Annotated in this window: 14 protein-coding genes; 4 read left to right on the top strand and 10 right to left on the bottom strand. The window is 69.6% G+C overall.

Translation table 11 applies throughout. The annotated features are described in order from the left end of the window. Window positions 1–2 precede the first annotated feature (2 nt). The 3 genes from rnc to ACFXGJ_RS10190 are packed head-to-tail and all read right to left on the bottom strand — an operon-like array spanning window position 3 to window position 1,517. Window positions 3–743: a ribonuclease III gene (gene rnc, locus ACFXGJ_RS10200; RefSeq protein WP_378618479.1), complete on the bottom strand. Its 741-nt coding sequence runs from the start codon at window positions 741–743 to the stop codon at window positions 3–5. Between the two features lie 7 nt (window positions 744–750). Then, a complete protein-coding gene (rpmF, locus tag ACFXGJ_RS10195; protein ID WP_137799096.1) occupies window positions 751–933 on the bottom strand; it encodes a 50S ribosomal protein L32 in 183 nt (60 codons plus the stop codon). Between the two features lie 2 nt (window positions 934–935). Beyond that, complete coding sequence (locus ACFXGJ_RS10190; RefSeq protein ID WP_378618542.1) at window positions 936–1,517, bottom strand: YceD family protein; 582 nt, start codon at window positions 1,515–1,517, stop codon at window positions 936–938. 226 nt (window positions 1,518–1,743) lie between these two features. Between ACFXGJ_RS10190 and ppk2 the strand changes: the two genes are divergently transcribed. Both ppk2 and ACFXGJ_RS10180 read left to right on the top strand, forming a co-directional pair. After that, window positions 1,744–2,640, top strand: coding sequence for a polyphosphate kinase 2 (ppk2, locus tag ACFXGJ_RS10185; protein WP_378618476.1), 897 nt, complete (start codon window positions 1,744–1,746; stop codon window positions 2,638–2,640). A gap of 12 nt (window positions 2,641–2,652) precedes the next feature. Further along, window positions 2,653–5,439 carry a cation-translocating P-type ATPase gene (locus ACFXGJ_RS10180; protein ID WP_378618473.1) on the top strand — a complete coding sequence of 929 codons (2,787 nt, stop codon included), beginning with the start codon at window positions 2,653–2,655 and terminating at the stop codon, window positions 5,437–5,439. A gap of 18 nt (window positions 5,440–5,457) precedes the next feature. Here ACFXGJ_RS10180 and ACFXGJ_RS10175 read toward each other — a convergent pair whose 3' ends face one another. The 7 genes from ACFXGJ_RS10175 to ACFXGJ_RS10145 form a co-directional block, all read right to left on the bottom strand. Then, a complete protein-coding gene (locus tag ACFXGJ_RS10175; RefSeq protein WP_378618470.1) occupies window positions 5,458–6,222 on the bottom strand; it encodes a DivIVA domain-containing protein in 765 nt (254 codons plus the stop codon). Between the two features lie 91 nt (window positions 6,223–6,313). Continuing rightward, the gene (gene coaD, locus ACFXGJ_RS10170) at window positions 6,314–6,802 is read right to left on the bottom strand and encodes a pantetheine-phosphate adenylyltransferase (RefSeq protein WP_378422992.1); all 489 of its coding nucleotides are present in this window, start codon (window positions 6,800–6,802) and stop codon (window positions 6,314–6,316) included. After that, window positions 6,799–7,362 (bottom strand): 16S rRNA (guanine(966)-N(2))-methyltransferase RsmD, encoded by a 564-nt coding sequence (gene rsmD, locus ACFXGJ_RS10165; RefSeq protein ID WP_378618467.1) that lies wholly within the window; start codon window positions 7,360–7,362, stop codon window positions 6,799–6,801. The genes coaD and rsmD overlap by 4 nt, the downstream gene beginning before the upstream one ends. Further along, window positions 7,359–10,772, bottom strand: coding sequence for a pyruvate carboxylase (locus ACFXGJ_RS10160; protein ID WP_378618464.1), 3,414 nt, complete (start codon window positions 10,770–10,772; stop codon window positions 7,359–7,361). Before ACFXGJ_RS10160 ends, rsmD begins: the two co-directional genes overlap by 4 nt. A 147-nt stretch (window positions 10,773–10,919) precedes the next feature. Continuing rightward, window positions 10,920–11,468, bottom strand: coding sequence for a hypothetical protein (locus ACFXGJ_RS10155; protein WP_378618461.1), 549 nt, complete (start codon window positions 11,466–11,468; stop codon window positions 10,920–10,922). 1 nt (window position 11,469) lies between these two features. After that, window positions 11,470–13,713 (bottom strand): ATP-dependent DNA helicase RecG, encoded by a 2,244-nt coding sequence (gene recG / locus ACFXGJ_RS10150; RefSeq protein ID WP_378618459.1) that lies wholly within the window; start codon window positions 13,711–13,713, stop codon window positions 11,470–11,472. 13 nt (window positions 13,714–13,726) lie between these two features. Continuing rightward, window positions 13,727–15,370, bottom strand: a complete 1,644-nt coding sequence (locus ACFXGJ_RS10145; protein WP_378618456.1) for a DAK2 domain-containing protein — start codon at window positions 15,368–15,370, stop codon at window positions 13,727–13,729. Between the two features lie 257 nt (window positions 15,371–15,627). Here ACFXGJ_RS10145 and rpmB point away from each other — a divergent pair, with 257 nt between their 5' ends. Continuing rightward, window positions 15,628–15,819, top strand: coding sequence for a 50S ribosomal protein L28 (gene rpmB / locus ACFXGJ_RS10140; protein ID WP_378618454.1), 192 nt, complete (start codon window positions 15,628–15,630; stop codon window positions 15,817–15,819). 134 nt (window positions 15,820–15,953) lie between these two features. Continuing rightward, the gene (locus ACFXGJ_RS10135; protein ID WP_378618451.1) at window positions 15,954–16,751 is read left to right on the top strand and encodes an enoyl-CoA hydratase/isomerase family protein; all 798 of its coding nucleotides are present in this window, start codon (window positions 15,954–15,956) and stop codon (window positions 16,749–16,751) included. The last annotated feature ends 69 nt before the right edge of the window (window positions 16,752–16,820 follow it).

Below are 16,820 nucleotides of genomic sequence, written 5' to 3'. Positions count from 1 at the left end.
TCCTAGTCCGCCGTGGCGGAATCGCCCGCGGAGAGCGACTTCCAGGCGGTGCTGGCGGCCTTCTGCTCGGCTTCCTTCTTCGACCGTCCGACGCCGACACCCAGCGGGTTCCCCGCGACGACCACTGTCGCGGTGAACTCCTTGTCGTGGTCGGGGCCGGTCGCGCTGATCTCGTACGACGGCACGCCGTCGCCGCGTTCGGCGGTGAGTTCCTGCAGGCTGGTCTTCCAGTCGAGACCGGCACCGAGCTTGGGGGCCCGCTCGAGCAGCCCGGCGAAGAGGGTGAGCACCACCGTGCGCGCGGTGTCGATGCCGTGCTGCAGGTGGACCGCACCGAGCAGCGACTCCATGCCGTCCGCGAGGATGCTCGGCTTGTCGCGCCCGCCGGTCATCTCCTCGCCCTTGCCCAGGAGCAGATGCACGCCGAGGCCGCCTTCGCCGAGCTCGCGCGCCACCTCGGCGAGCGCGTGCATGTTGACGATGCTGGCCCGGATCTTCGCGAGCTCGCCCTCGGACTTGTCCGGGTGCGTGACGTAGAGCTTCTCGGTGATGGTCAGGCCCAGGACGGAGTCACCGAGGAACTCCAGTCGCTCGTTGGTCGGCAGTCCACCGTTCTCGTACGCGTACGAGCGGTGAGTCAGTGCCAACGTCAGGAGCGGTTCGTCCAGAACAACGCCAAGAGCGGCGAGGAGGGAACCATGAGTACCCTCCTCGCCGCCGGCGGGAGCTGTGTTGCTCGTCACTGCGCGACTAGACCGCAGCGGTGACCTGACGACCCTTGTAGGTGCCGCAGGACGGGCACGCGATGTGGGGCAGCGTCTTCTCGCCGCAGCCACGGTTCGGGCAGGTGATGAGGGTGGGCGCAGTGGTCTTCCACTGGCTGCGGCGCGACCGGGTGTTGGACCGCGACATTCTGCGCTTGGGGACAGCCACTTCTACTTCTCCTCGGCTTCGGTGTTCACACGACTCTTGCTGGACTGGGATGCTGCAGTATCGACGTCGAGACCGGCGTCCAATTTCCCCGCGAGGGCAGCCCAACGAGGATCCAGTATCTCATGCCCATGCCCTGATTCTGCAATCGCCAGGCGAACCCCACATTCGGGGCACAGTCCCTGGCAGTCTTCGCTGCACATCGGCTGCAGCGGAAGTTCAAGCCCAGCGGCGTCGACGATCACCGGTTCGAGGTCGATCAGGTCGTCCTCGACCCGGTAGACCTCGTCCTCCTCGGTGGTCTCCTCGGTGACGCTGTCCGGGTAGGCGAACAGCTCGGTGAGGTGGAGGTCGAACTCACCCTCGAACGGCTCGAGGCATCGCGAGCACTCGCCCTTGGTCTCCGCGTGAACGGTGCCGGTGACCAGCACGCCCTCGGAGACCGACTCCAGGCGCAGGTCCAGGTCGACGTCGGCGCCCTCGGGCACCCAGATCAGGTCCAGACCGATGCGCGACGGCGCCGAAACGGTGCGCGTGACGGTTGCCATGGATCCGGGCCGACGGCCGAGACTGCGGGTGTCCAGCACGAAGCCACCGACCTGCGGACGGTGCGAGGTGGATCTGTGGGAGGACACGCGAATACTCTTTCGTCAGGTAACCAAGCGGAATGGGCAACCACCCCAGGGTACGCGATGTCCACTCGCACACGAAACCGACCCCCCGCGACGGTGCGGTTCGGCTGCGCGGCCCCGCGACCGCGAGGATGATGACACTGGTCGATTCATCCGTGCCGATGAGATCGAGGGGTGTTCCGTGGGAAAGAAGCACGGCAACAACAAGCACAGCGGCGACAAAGCGCGTGGCGGGCGGTCCGGGCACACCCCGGCCCCGTCCGGAGACGAACTCGTCGCACCCGGCGCGGAGCAGCAGCCGTCGGACCGGATGAAGTACAAGGAGTATCGCCACCTGCTCGCGCCCCTCCAGGCCGAACTCGTCGCGATGCAGGAATGGGTCAAGTCGTCCGGCGCCAAGATCTGCATCGTGTTCGAGGGCCGCGACACCGCGGGCAAGGGTGGGGTGATCAAGGCCATCACCGAGCGGGTCAGCCCCCGGGTGTTTCGAGTCGTCGCACTTCCCGCACCCACCGAACGCGAGAAGTCGCAGATGTACATCCAGCGGTACGTGCCGCACCTGCCCGCGGCCGGCGAGGTGATCATCTTCGATCGCAGCTGGTACAACCGCGCCGGTGTGGAGCGCGTGATGGGCTTCTGCACCGAAGCCCAGGCACTGCAGTTCATCGAGGCCATCCCCGCGGTCGAGCGCACCATTGTCGAATCCGGCGTCATCCTGCTCAAGTACTGGCTCGAGATCAGCGAGGAGGAACAGACCCTCCGACTGCAGAGTCGCATCGACGACCCCCGCAAGATCTGGAAGCTCTCCGATCTCGACCTCGAGTCGTACAGCCGCTGGTACGACTACTCCCGGGCCCGCGACGACATGTTCAGACTCACCGACACGGGTTGGGCGCCATGGTTCCTCGTCAACACGGACGACAAGAAGCGGGGCCGGCTCAACGTCATCAGCCACCTGCTCGGCCAGGTGCCCTACGAACCGCCGGAGCACCACGACGTCGAACTGCCTCCCCGGCAGTCCGCACACGGCTACCGGCCCACCGACCAGCCACTGCACTGGATTCCCAGCCCGTACTAAGGAGTCCCGGCCATGCCCGCCACTGAGAACCCTTCCGCAGACCCGGCCGCCGTCGACACTCCGCCGGCGGCGTCGTGGCACACACAGGACGCCGCGGCGGTCGTCGCGACGCTCACGTCCAACCCACGGGCGGGCCTGACAAGCGCGGAAGCGGAGGCACGCACCCGCCGCTACGGCGTGAACGAGATCGCCGCCGAACCCTCGCCCTCGATCCTGTCCACCGCATTGCGGCAGCTCCGGGACCCGATGAACCTGATGCTGGTGGCGGTGGCCGTCGTCAGTCTTGTCATCGCCGAGATTCCGACGGCGATCGTCGTCGCCGCACTGGTGCTCCTCAACGTGGTCCTCGGCGCCCAGCAGGAACTGAAGGCACGCGCCAGCGTGGACGCGTTGGCGCGGATGCAGACACCGCAGGCACGGGTGATCCGCGACGGGACACTGATCGAACTGGACGCGACCGCGCTCGTGCCCGGCGACATCGTCGAACTCGAGGCCGGCGACATCGTCCCCGCGGACGGGCGGCTGCTCAGGTCGGCGACCCTCGAAACCCAGGAGGCGGCGCTGACCGGCGAGAGCGCCCCGATCGGGAAGGATCCCGCGCCGCTGCCCGACACCGACGTGCCCCTCGGCGACCGCAGCAACATGGTCTTCCAGAACACCTCGGTCACCCGCGGCACCGCCACCATGGTCGTCACCGAGACCGGCATGCACACCGAGATGGGGCTGATCGCGTCGATGCTCTCGGCGGTCGCGCCGAGCAAGTCACCGTTGCAGCGCGAACTGGACTCGCTGACCAAGGTGCTCGGCATCATCGCCTGGGCCGCGGTGGCGATCATCGTGGTCATCGGTGCGATCCGCGGACAGGACGTCACGACCCTCCTGCTGCTGGGCATCTCGATGGGCGTCTCGGCGATCCCGACCGGCCTGCCCACCTTCGTGCAGGCGATGCTCGCTTACGGGGCGCGCCAGCTGGCCGAGGCGAAGGCGGTCGTGAAGAACCTCACCGACGTCGAGACGCTCGGGGCGACCAGCGCGATCAACTCCGACAAGACCGGCACCCTCACCATGAACCAGATGACGGTGCGGTCGCTGTACTTCCACACCCGCTGGTACACCGTCGACGGCGAGGGCTACAGCAAATCGGGGAAGATCAGCCAGGCCGCCGGCGAGCAGGTTCCCGACTTCACGATCCTCGCCTACGGGCTGTGCCTGGACAGCGACGCCACCGTGTCGGACACCGGCGAGGTGGTCGGCGATCCGACGGAGGCCGCACTGGTGGTGCTGGCGGCGAAGATCGGCGTCGATGCCCCGCTCACCAGGCAGAAGTATCCACGGGTCGCCGAGGTGCCGTTCGACTCCGCGTACAAGTTCATGGCAACCTTCCACCACCTCGAGCTCGACGGCGCCACCCGATTCCTGGAGGTGGTCAAGGGCGGTCCGGACGTCGTCCTAGACCGGTGCACCCACGCGTTCCGGCCGGGCCGGGTCGCGGTGCCGCTGGACGAGGTCCGCGACGAGTTGACGGCGGCGAACCGGGCCATGTCCGAAAAGGGCCTTCGCGTCCTCGCATTCGCGGCCCGCGACGTCGCCGGGCAGGAGGACGGCGTCCGGGCAGACCCCATGGCGTTCGTCGAGGACCTGACGTTCATCGGGATGGTCGGCATCATCGACCCGCTCCGGCCGGAGGCCGTCGACTCGGTGCGCACCGCCCACGCGGCCGGCATCGACGTCCGCATGATCACCGGCGACCACGCGATCACCGCCTCGGCGATCGGCGCCGAACTGGGGCTCGGCCCGGGCGCGATCGGGGGTGCCGAACTGCAGGCCATGACCGACGACGAGCTGGCGGCGGCGCTGCCGAATCTGCACGTGTTCGGCCGCGTCACGCCACAGGACAAGCTGCGTCTGGCCGACATCATGCAGCGCAGCGGCGCGGTGGTGGCGATGACCGGCGACGCCGTCAACGACGCCGCCGCGCTGAAGAAGGCCGACATCGGCGTGGCGATGGGCTCGGGCAGCGAGGTCACCAAGCAGGCGGGCAAGATGGTGCTCACCGACGACAACTTCGGGACGCTGATCACCGCGATCCGGTTGGGCCGCAGCATCTACGAGAAGATCGTGTCGTACATCCGATACCAGATGGCCAAACTGTTCTCGCTGGTTCTACTGTTCCTCGTCGCGAGCATCTTCAACATCAACGAGGGGGTCGCGCTGACCCCGCTGATGGTGTTGTTCCAGCACTTCTTCATCACGCTGTTCCCGGTCGCGGTCATCATGGTCGACCCGGCCCCGCCGAACCTCATGAACAAGCCGCCCCGTGACCCGGGACTGCCCATCGCCAACCGCCCGGCGTTCGTGCAATGGCTGGCCTACGGAATCCTGCAGTTCGCCGTCACGCTCGCGGCGATGCTGCTGGCCCCCGGCGAGATGAGCACGACCGAGGCGAACGTTCCGATGACGATGGCATTCGTGGTGCTCTCGCTCGGGTCGATCCTGGCCGGACTCGTCATGCGCCGCGATCCGGAGTCGGGCCTGACGGCACCGGTGCTCGGGGCACTGAAGATCCTGTCCGTACCCGTCGTCGTCACCGTGTTCGCGGTGGAACTCGGCTTCCTCCAGGACCTGCTGATGACGACCTCGCTGACCGGCCGCCAGTGGCTCGCCTGCCTGGGGTGGTCGCTGATCGTCCCGGTCGTCGTCGAGGCGGAGAAGGCCGTGCGCCGTCGACGTCGGGCGCACCTGCCCGCTGCGATGGCCACGCTGGATGTCGTGACGCCCCGTCGCGCGCGAGTGCTCTGACGCCGTTCGTGACGCCCGTCACCGACGCCGCTCGGAGCGTCGATCCTCCGGTTCGTCGTAGGTCGGCACGCCCGAACCGGTCCGCAACTGCTGACGCCCACGGCCCACCGACCGGATGGTTCCGGTGAGGAACTCCTCGAACTCCGCCAGCTTGTTGTCGACGTAGAGGTCGCACTCGCCGCGCAGCCGATCCGACTCCGCGTGCGCGGCGTCGATGACGCGCGAGGACTCCGCATGCGCGGCCTGCACGACCTCCGTCTGCGATACCAGGCGATCCTGCTCCGCCTGCCCCTCGGCGACAGACCGCTCGTGCGATGCGCGGCCCGACTCGATCATGCGATCGGCCTCGGCCGCGGCCCGGGCGGTGACGTCGTCGTACTGGTTGCGCGCGTCCGTCACGGTGCGATCCGCCTCGTCCTGCGCGTCGGCGACGAGTTGCTCCGCGTGCGCCTGGGCCTCCGCGACCATTCGATCGGCCTTGTCCTTCGCGTCGGCGAGGATGCGGTCCGCGTCCGCGCGCGATCCGGAGAGCGTCTCGTCCGCCTCGGCATTGGCGCTCGAGACCGTCTGGTCGGCCTGAGCGCGGGCGTCGCCGACGAGCTTGTCGCGATGGTCGAGCACGTCCTGCGCGTCGTCGAGTTCGCCCGGGATCGCGTCGCGGACGTCGTCGAGCAGCTCGAGCACGTCGCCGCGTGGCACCACGCAGCCGGCGGTCATCGGCACACCGCGAGCTTCTTCCACGATCGCGACGAGCTCGTCGAGCGCCTCGAATACCCGGTACACGCCACACCCCATTCGTCGTCGACGGCTTACCTCACCAGTCTGCCTGCCGACCGACCCGTGGACGCCTCGCCACGCCCGGTGTGTCGAGGATCTACTGCGCGCGGCGTTCTTCGATGCGGGCGAGCAACTGCGCGTGCACCTTCGCGGGCAGCATGTCGGCGACGTCTCCCCCGAAGGTCGCGACCTCCTTGACCAACGAACTCGACAGGTAGCTGTACCGCGGGTTGGTCGCGACGAACAGCGTGTCGACGCCGGTCAGCTTGTGGTTCATCTGCGCCATCTGCAGCTCGTAGTCGAAGTCGTTGGCGCCGCGCAGACCCTTGACGATCGCGGTGGCGCCGTTGGCCTTCGCGTAGTCGACCAGCAGACCGTGCCAGGAATCGACACGCACGTTCGACAGGTCGGCGGTGGCCTCACGCATCATCGCGATGCGCTCGTCGATGGTGAACATGCCCTGCTTGCTCTTGTTGATCATCACCGTGACGATGACCTCGTCGAATTGCGCCGCGACACGGCCGATCACGTCGAGATGACCGTTGGTGACGGGATCGAAGGACCCGGGGCAGACCGCACTGCTCATGACTGCAGACCGTAACAGGCGATCTCGACGCGAGTGTCGCCGTACTTGCGGACCCGCTCGACCTCGAGTCCGGCGGGCCACACGGTGTCCGCGGACCGCGTGGCCCGCTCGACCACCACCATCGAGCCCTCCCCGATCCAGCCGCCCGCCGCGATGGCCGCGAGCACCGAACCGAGCTCGTCCTCCCCCAGCGCGTACGGCGGGTCGAGGAAGACGATGTCGTACTCGCGGTCGGGCGCACCGGCCACGACCGCGGCCACGGGCGCGGTCCGGACAACCGCACCCGCCAGCCCGACCGCGGCGACGTTCTCGCGCACCACCGCCGCCGCCTTCGCGTTCGACTCGACCAGCACGACGTGCTCGGCTCCGCGCGAAAGCGCCTCCAGCCCAAGGGCTCCCGATCCCGCATAGAGATCGAGCACGGCCGCACCGTCAAGCTCGACGCGTGCGTCCAGCGCACTGAACAACGCCTCCCTCACACGCTCGGAGGTGGGCCGGGTGCCCGCGGTGGGCACCCGGAGCCGGCGCCCACCCGCGGCGCCGGCAACGATCCGGGTCACTGCGGGCCGTCCTCCTCGGCCGCGACGACGGAGATCACCGCCAGCAGGTCACCACCCTCGACCTGCTGGACCGGCGCGATCGCCAGGCGGGTGACGATGCCGCCACGGCTCGCGGTGATCGCGGCCTCCATCTTCATCGCCTCGATCGTCGCGATCGTGTCGCCTGCGCTCACCTTCTGGCCTTCCGCCACGACCAGCGTCACGACACCGGCGAACGGGGCCGGCACGTGACCCGGGTTGCCTCGGTCCGCCTTCTCCGCGACGGGGACCTCGCTCGAGATCGAGCGGTCCCGCACCGACACCGGCCGCAGCTGGCCGTTCAGGATGCACATCACGGTGCGCATGCCGCGCTCGTCCGCCTCCGAGATCGCCTCGAGCCCGATCAGCAGCTCCACGCCGGGCGCGAGCTCGACACGATGCTCCTCGCCGCGACGCAGACCGTAGAAGAACTGGTTGGCCGACAGCCTCGAGGTGTCGCCGTACGTCTCGCGATGCTCGAGGAATTCCTTTGTCGGACCCGGGAACAGCAGTCGGTTGAGGGTGCCCTGCCGCTCCTTCGAGCCACCGGCGAGACCGGCCTCGTCGGCGGGGGTCAGGGTCACCTCGGGCTTCGCCTCGCCACGACCTTCCAGCGCCTTGCTCCGGAAGGGCTCGGGCCACCCGCCGGGCGGGGTACCGAGTTCGCCGCGCAGGAATCCGATCACGGATTCGGGGAGGTCGAACCGGGAGGGGTCCGCGGCGAACTCGTCGGTGGAGACGCCGGCACCGACCAGATGCAGCGCCAGGTCGCCGACCACCTTCGAGGACGGCGTGACCTTGACCAGGCGTCCGAGCATCCGGTCGGCGGCCGCGTACTTCGCCTCGACCTCCTCGAACTGGTCGCCGAGGCCGAGCGCGATCGCCTGCTGGCGCAGGTTGGACAGCTGGCCGCCGGGAATCTCGTGGGTGTAGACCCGGCCGGTCGGGGCGGGCAGCCCGGACTCGAACGGCGCGTACACCTTTCGCAACGCCTCCCAGTACGGCTCGAGGTCGCACACGGCCTGCAGGTCCAGTCCGGTGTCCCGCGGCGAGTACGCCGCGGCAGCGACGATCGCCGACAACGACGGCTGGCTGGTGGTCCCCGCCATCGCTGCGCTGGCACCGTCCACGGCGTCCGCACCCGCGTGCCAGGCGGCCAGGTAGGTGGCCAGCTGGCCACCCGGGGTGTCGTGCGTGTGCACGTGCACGGGCAGGTCGAAGTTCTTGCGCAGCGCGGTCACCAGCGTCGCCGCTGCGGGCGCCCGCAGCAGTCCCGCCATGTCCTTGATCGCGAGGACGTGGGCGCCCGCGTCGACGATCTGCTCGGCCAGCTTCAGGTAGTAGTCGAGGGTGTAGATGTTCTCGTTCGGGTTCGAGAGATCGCCGGTGTAGCTCATCGCGACCTCGGCGACCGCGGTCCCGGTCTCGCGCACCGCGTCGATCGCGGGGCGCATCTGGTCGACATTGTTGAGCGCGTCGAAGATCCTGAAGATGTCCACACCGGTCGCGGTCGCCTCGTGCACGAACGCACGCGTGACCGACTCCGGGTACGGCGTGTAGCCGACGGTGTTGCGGCCACGCAGCAGCATCTGCAGACAGATGTTCGGCACCGCGGCCCGCAGCGCGGCGAGGCGCTCCCACGGGTCCTCGTGCAGGAACCGGAGCGCCACGTCGTAGGTCGCCCCACCCCAGGCCTCGATGGAGAGCAGCTCGGGGGTCATCCGGGCGACGTGCCCGGCGACGTCGAGCAGGCCGCCGGTGCGCACCCGCGTCGCCAGCAGGGACTGGTGCGCATCGCGGAAGGTGGTGTCGGTGACGCCGAGCGCGTCCTGGGCGCGCAGCGCGGCCGCGAAGCCCTCGGGGCCCAGCTCCACCAGACGCTGCTTGGACCCGGCGGGCGGCGGGGTGGTCAGGTCGATCTTGGGCAGCTTGTCCCGCGCGTAGACCGTCGTGGGTCGCTCGCCGTGCGGCTTGTTCACCGTCACGTCGGCGAGGTAGGTGAGGATCTTGGTGCCACGGTCCGCGGAGGCCCGCGAGGTGAGCAGCTGCGGACGCTCCTCGATGAACGAGGTGGTCACCTTCCCCGCGCGGAAGTCCGGATCGTCGAGCACGGCCTGCAGGAACGGGATGTTCGTCGCGACACCGCGAATGCGGAACTCGGTGACGGCGCGGCGGGCGCGGGCCACGGCGGCGGGCAGGTCCCGGCCGCGACAGGTGAGCTTGACCAGCATGGAGTCGAAGTAGGCGCCGACCTCGGCGCCCAGGTTCGCACCGCCGTCGAGTCGCACGCCCGCGCCGCCGGGGGTGCGGTAGGCGGTGATCCGTCCCGTGTCCGGGCGGAAGCCGTTTGCCGGATCCTCGGTGGTGATGCGCAACTGCAGGGCGGCCCCGCGAAGCTTGATCGAATCCTGCCTCAGGCCAAGGTCTTCCAGGGACTCACCGGAGGCGATTCGGAGCTGCGCCTGGACCAGGTCGACGTCGGTGACCTCCTCGGTGACCGTGTGCTCGACCTGGATGCGAGGGTTCATCTCGATGAAGACGTGGTTGCCGCGGGTGTCGAGCAGGAACTCGACCGTGCCGGCGCAGGAGTAGTTGATCTGCTTGGCGAACGCCACGGCGTCCGCACAGATCCGGGCCCGCAACTCCTCGGACAGGTTGGGAGCGGGCGCGAGCTCGATCACCTTCTGGTGCCGGCGCTGCACGCTGCAGTCCCGCTCGAACAGGTGGATGACGTTGCCCTGGCCGTCGGCGAGGATCTGCACCTCGATGTGGCGCGGGTCGATCACCGCCTGCTCGAGGAAGACGGTCGCGTCACCGAAGGCGGACTCGGCCTCGCGCGCGGCGGCCTCGATCGCCTCGCGCAACTGGGCGCGCTCGGCCACCCGGCGCATGCCGCGCCCGCCGCCACCCGCGACGGCCTTGACGAAGATCGGGAACTCCATCGTCTCCGCCGCCGCCAGCAGCTCGTCCACGTCGGCGGAGGGCTCGGACGACGCCAGCACCGGCAGGCCCGCGGCCTTGGCCGCTGCGATCGCGCGCGCCTTGTTGCCGGTGAGCTCGAGGATCTCCGCGGACGGACCGACGAAGGTGATCCCCTCGGCCGCACACGCCGCGGCGAGGTCCGGATTCTCGGAGAGGAAGCCGTAGCCGGGATAGACGGCATCCGCCCCCGCCTTCTTCGCGGCCGCCACGATCTCGGCGATCGAGAGGTAGGCGCGCACGGGATGGCCCTGCTCGCCGATCTGGTAACTCTCGTCGGCCTTCAGACGGTGAACCGAGTTGCGGTCCTCGTACGGAAAGACTGCAACGGTGCCCGCGCCCAGCTCGTAGGAGGCGCGGAATGCCCGGATCGCGATTTCGCCGCGATTGGCAACCAAGACTTTTGAGAACATCGCTGAAAATTACCCCTGCGTTCGTGCCGATCGCGGTGTGGCGTTCCAGCATTCGGGAATCTCCCGCACATTCGGCCACCTGTAACGATGCAGTACGCTACCGGCAGCCACCTCACAGCACCATGGCACCCCCTGTGAGCTGCGATTTCAGTGAATTTCGGCGATCGTTCCGGCGGTCGGATCCAGCCCGTCGGGCCCAGCCGGAGCGTCCTGCATGATGTTTGCGCGGCTCCACACCACCGACGCCCACAGCACCGCCAGCGCGGCGGTCACGGCCCAGGTGACGAGGAGACCCGACGCCAGACCCGGCGGCCGGGTCTGTTCGGGCAGGCTCTGCTGCGACCAGCACGCGAGTAGTCCGAATACCGTCGCGATCCCGTTTCCGACCATCGCGACCCAGGCCATCGCCCACCGGCGTGAGCAGAGCGCGACCGCCGAGGCGCCGACACCGAACACCGCCACGAGGACGAGGTAGATCCGCAGCGGGACCGTGGCCCCCGGCTCGTTCCCGCCGGCCGGCGAGGTGAGGACGCTGAACGCGGATGCGCCTCCGGCATGGGGAAGGAAGTATCCCGTGGCGAGCAGTCCGACCGCTCCAGCTGCGACCGGAAGCAGTCGCCCGAACGAGAACTCCCCCGCCACGCGGCGCTCGATCGCCGCGAGTTCGTCCCGGTAGGCGGACAGGTCGTCGGTCATGTCAGGACTTCTCCAGAAATTCGATCCGGTCGGCGTCGAGCGCGGCGGTCACCATCGACGCGAGTCCGGGATGTTCGGTGAGTTCGGGGTCGGCGGCGACCACCCGCTGGGCGAACGCGCGGGCGGACTCGATCACGTCCTCGTGGTCGAGCAGTGAGAGCAGCCGCAGGGTGGTCACGGTGCCGGACTGCGCCGACCCGAGCACGTCGCCCTCCCGCCGTTGCGCGAGGTCCAGTTGAGCGAGCTCGAAGCCGTCGTTGGTGCCCGCGACGGCGCTCAACCGCTGGAACGGCGTCGAGCCGGGCCGCATGCCGGTGACCAGGATGCACAGGCCCTGATGCTTGCCGCGGCCGACGCGACCGCGGAGCTGGTGCAGCTGGCTGACGCCGAAGCGGTCCGCGTCCACGATCACCATGACCGTCGCGTTGGGCACGTCGACGCCGACCTCGACCACGGTCGTACACACCAGCACGTCGATCCGGCCCGCCGTGAAGTCGCGCATCACGGCGTCCTTCTCGTCGGACGGCAGCCGGCCGTGCAACAGCCCGGTGCGGACGGTCGCGAGCGCACCGAGGCGCAGCTCGTCGAAGAGCGCCAGGGCCGCGACCGTCGGCTGCTCCTTCGTTTCCGGCTTCTCGGGCGGAGCCTCGTCGTCGCCCTCCCCGATCCGCGAGCACACCACGTACGCCTGGCGCCCGTCGGCGACCTCCTCGAGGATCCGTTGCCACGCCCGGTCCACCCACGCGGGCTTCTCCGTGGCAGGCACCACGCTGCTCACGATCGGGGACCGGCCTCGCGGCAGCTCTCGCAGGGTGGAGGTCTCGAGATCGCCGAGCACGGTCATGGCAATGGTGCGAGGGATCGGTGTTGCCGTCATCACCAGCACGTGTGGGCTGAGCCCCTCGCGGGCTCGGCCGCGCAGCGCGTCGCGCTGCTTGACACCGAACCGGTGCTGCTCGTCGACGACCACCATGCCGAGGTTGAAGAACGAGACATCGTCCTGGATCAGGGCATGGGTGCCGATCACGATGCCCGCGTCCCCGGTGACCGCCTCGTTGAATGCGGCCCGGCGCGCGGCGACCGGCATCGACCCGGTCAGCAGGGTGACCCGCGTCGCATGCTCGTCGGCACCGAGTTCGCCTGCGGTGCCGAGAGATCCGAGCATCTGCCGCAGCGACCGGGCGTGCTGGGCGGCGAGCACCTCGGTGGGCGCGAGCAGCGCGCACTGGTACCCGCCATCGATCACCTGGAGCATCGCGCGCAGGGCGACGACGGTCTTGCCCGATCCGACCTCGCCCTGGAGCAGTCGGTTCATCGGGTGCGGCCTCGCAAGGTCGGCGGAGATCTCCTCCGCCACGGCGTGCTGTCCGTCGGTGAGGGTGAAAGGCAACTGCTTCTCGAACTCCGCTGCCAGACCGTCCGTCCGCGGCGGGCACTGCGGCGCGGTCCGGCCCTCGACGGCGTGCTTGCGCTGAGCCAGGACCAGCTGCAGTGCGGCCGCCTCGTCGAACCGGAGCCGCTCCCGAGCGCGGGAGACCTCGTCCTTCGTCTCCGGCAGGTGCACCAGGCGCAGCGCCTCGTCCAGCCCGATCAGGCCCTGCTCGTCCCGAACCGACTGCGGCAGTGGATCGTCCACCTCGTCGAGCTGGTCGAGCACCTGTCGCACGCAGCGGGCGAGCGTCCAGCTCTCCACCTCGCGCGTCGAGGGGTACACCGGAATGAGAGCCCGGTCGAAGATCGACATGTCCACGGCCGCACCGGAGTCCTGGCTGCTACGCGCCATGTCGGCGAGCGCGCCGGCCCCGCGGACCACCGCGGGCGCGTCGGACCCGTCGCGGGACGGCAGGATCAGGTAGCTGGGATGGGTCAGCCCGAGCCGCTCCCGGAAGTACTTGACGTTGCCCGAGAACATAGCCCGCACGCCGGGTTTGATCACGTGTGCGACCTTCTGCGGGTTGAAGAAGGTGGCGTCGACGTCCTGCTTGTCGCTGGAGAGCACGACTTTGAGGAATTTGCCCGAGCGCGACTTCATCGCGATGATCTTCGCGCTGGTCACGGTCGCGACGAGGGTGATGTGCGAGCCCTCCTCCGGCTTCGCCTCGCCCAGCTCCGCGCCCTGGGTCGCGTAGCGGTTCGGGTAGTGCCGCAGCAGGTCCTGAACGGTGTGGATGTCGAAGGCCTCGGCCAGCGCGTCGGCCGTCTTGCGTCCGAGCAGGTGATCGAGCCGGTCCGTCAGTGTCGCCATCAGTGCTGTCCGCCTATTCGACGCCGAGTTGCAGGAGGTCGCCGTCCTGTCCACCGGGGTAGACCAGGACCTCGACACCGGGGTGGTGTTTGGCGACGTGGTCGGTGAGCAGGTCCGCGAGACCGTCGGGAACCCCGGCGCCGAGCAGCAGGGTGACCAGTTCGCCGCCCACCCCGAGGACGTTGTCGAGCAACCGTCGGCCCGCCTCCGCGGCATCGGGAGCGATGACCACGACCTCGCGGCCGAGCAGGCCGAGGCCGTCACCGCGCTCGCAGGTGCCGACCAGGGTGAGCGCTCGTTCCTCGGCCACGCGCAGCGACCCCCAACGGGTGGTCGCCGCGGCCTCCGACATCGCGAAGGCGTCGTCCACGGCAACCCGTTCGGGGTCGTGCACGGCCAGAGCGGCCAGGCCCTGCACCATCGAGGAGCTGGGAAGCAGCTGCACCGAGTGGTTCTCGTCGCGGGCCGCGACACCGACCGTCACCAGTTCCTGCGCGGGCAGCGCACCGTTGGGCAGCACCAGCACCTCGCCGTAGCCGAGGTTCCGGATCGCCGCGAGCAACTGATGGGGCGTCACGGGCTCGTCGCAACGGAGTACCGCGGCGCCCTCGGCCGCGAACAGTTCCGCCGCGCCGTCCCCTGCGACCACCGCGAGAATGGCGCGAGAAGTCGACTTCGCAGGGACCGGCGGGCGTTCCCGGGCGGCGTCGAGCGCGAAGCACGAGATCCGGATCTGGCGGGGCAGGCCCGCGGCGAGGGCCGCCTCGACGGCTGCACCCGGGTCGGAACAGTGCACGTGTACCGACCACGAACCCGCCCCGTCCCCGACGATGACCACCGAGTCGCCCAGGTCGTCGAGACGGGTGCGCAGCGCGTCGACCCGGCTGTCGTCGGAGTTGCCGAGCAGGTACATCACCTCGAAGTCCTGCCCGACCGCGTCCTGGCCGCACTCGACGGCGGGCTCGGCGGACGGCGCGACCTCGGCGGGCTCGACGACCACCGGGACGACGGCGGTGAGATCGGACCGCTCCGGGGTGACCCCGGTGACGACCGCGACCAGCGCATCGAGGATCACCACCAGACCGAGGCCACCCGCGTCGACCACCCCCGCATTGCCGAGTGCGGCCAGCTGCGACGGGGTCTTGCCGAGCGCCGCCGCGGCCGCGGCGGCCGCCACCGTCACCACGCCTCCGAGGTCGGTGCCGCGCGGGCATGCGCTGGCCGAGGCCGCGGCGTGACGCAGCACCGTGACGATCGTCCCCTCGACCGGAATGCTGATCGCCTCCGCTGCCAGCACCGCCGCCTCGTTGAGGGCGCCGCGCACACTGTCCGCGTCCAGCGGGCCGGCGGCGACCGCTTCGGCGATGCCACGCAGCACCTGGGACAGGATGACGCCGGAATTGCCGCGGGCACCGGCGACCGCCCCGCGCGCCAGCGCCGCGGCGACCTCGCCCACCGACGCGTCCTCGGCCGCGGTCGCGCCCTCTTCGGCGGCCGCCTGCATGGTGAACAGCAGATTCGTTCCGGTGTCGGAATCGGGTACCGGGAAGACGTTGAGCCGGTTGATCTCCTCGCGGCGACTGTCGAGTCCGTCCACACAGGCCCGCGCCCAGCGGCGCAGCGCCACTCCGTCAACGCTCTGCAGGGCCTCGAGCACCGCTGTTCTGTCCCTCCGCCCGTGTGGGTATTCTCGGTCCCGCAAGACTAGCGGTCGGGTACGTCGATGCACTCGGCTCGATGCGCGGGCCGGGCCGGTTTGGCCAATCGATCCCGTTGCAGCTAGTCTTGCAGGGTTGCCTCGCAAGGGTTACTTCGGTCTCCCCTGTTCGCAGGCGAGCATCACAGCAGTACAGATTCACCCGCTCCACCGCACGACCCATAAGTATCCATCACCACATCAAGGAGTTCGCGACTATGGCTGCCGTCTGCGACGTATGCGCCAAGGGACCCGGCTTCGGTAAGTCGGTCTCGCACTCGCACCGGCGTACCAACCGTCGCTGGAACCCGAACATTCAGACTGTCCGGGCCCAGGTTGGACCCGGTCACCGCCAGAAGCTCAACGTGTGCACCTCCTGCCTCAAGGCGGGCAAGGTCGTTCGCGGCTGATCTTCCCCAGCACTCGACTGTGCCCCCGACGCCTCCGGTGTCGGGGGCACAGTTGTATTCCGGGCGAACCCGACGCTCACCGCTGTGCGAGACGCCCCGACGACCGCGGTCCCGGCTGCCGATATGGTGCAGCGGTGACTTCACTCGACGGCCTCAGCCGCGTCAGCCTCGAAGGCGACGTCCTCCGCATCGCTATCGCCACCGCCGACAACGGCACCTCACTCGACTTCGACGGAGTCGACCAGGGCACCAAGGCCCTGCGCGCCCTGTCCGCCGGCACCCTGGCGGCTCGTAGCGTCCTGCTGATCGGCGAGGGCGCCAACTTCTGCGCGGGCGGCAACGTCCGAGCGTTCGCCAGTGCCGAGAACCGCGCCGAGTACGTCGGCACCGTCGCCGGCGCCCTGCACGATTTCGTGCGCGCGATCGAGGCAACCGAGGTCCCGATCGTCGCAGCGGTGCAGGGCTGGGCGGCGGGCGCCGGGATGAGCCTGGTGTGCACGGCGGACATCGCGATCGGCGGACCGTCGACCAAGCTGCGGCCCGCCTACCCGTCGATCGGCTACACGCCGGACGGCGGCATGTCGTGGACGCTGCCGCGGATCGTCGGCGTGGCCCGCGCCCGCGAGATCCTGCTCACCGACGCGGTGCTCGGCGCCGACGAGGCCGTGCGCCTCGGCGTGCTGAGCCGGCTCGTCGGCGACGACGAGGTCAAGGACGAGGCGCTGCGCGTCGCCCGAACCCTCGCGGCAGGCCCGACCAGCGCGTACGCCGGGATCAAGCGCCTGCTGGTGGGATCCGGTTCGGCCACCCTCTCCGAGCAACTCGACGCCGAGACCGCGTCGATCTCCGCCGCCGCCGACACCGTTGCGGGCCGCGAGGGCGTCGACGCCTTCGTCGAGAAGCGCCGGGCGGATTTCGCGACCAACCGCTGACCCGCGGTCCCGGAGGCCGGGCGGGTGCCCCCGCGTGGCGCCGACCGCCCGGCCGCCGGCGTTCAGGGC

Origin of the sequence: Rhodococcus sp. NPDC059234, assembly GCF_042754225.1 — a bacterium.
Classification (GTDB): domain Bacteria; phylum Actinomycetota; class Actinomycetes; order Mycobacteriales; family Mycobacteriaceae; genus Rhodococcus_G.
This window is presented reverse-complemented; position numbering and strand designations above follow the sequence as displayed.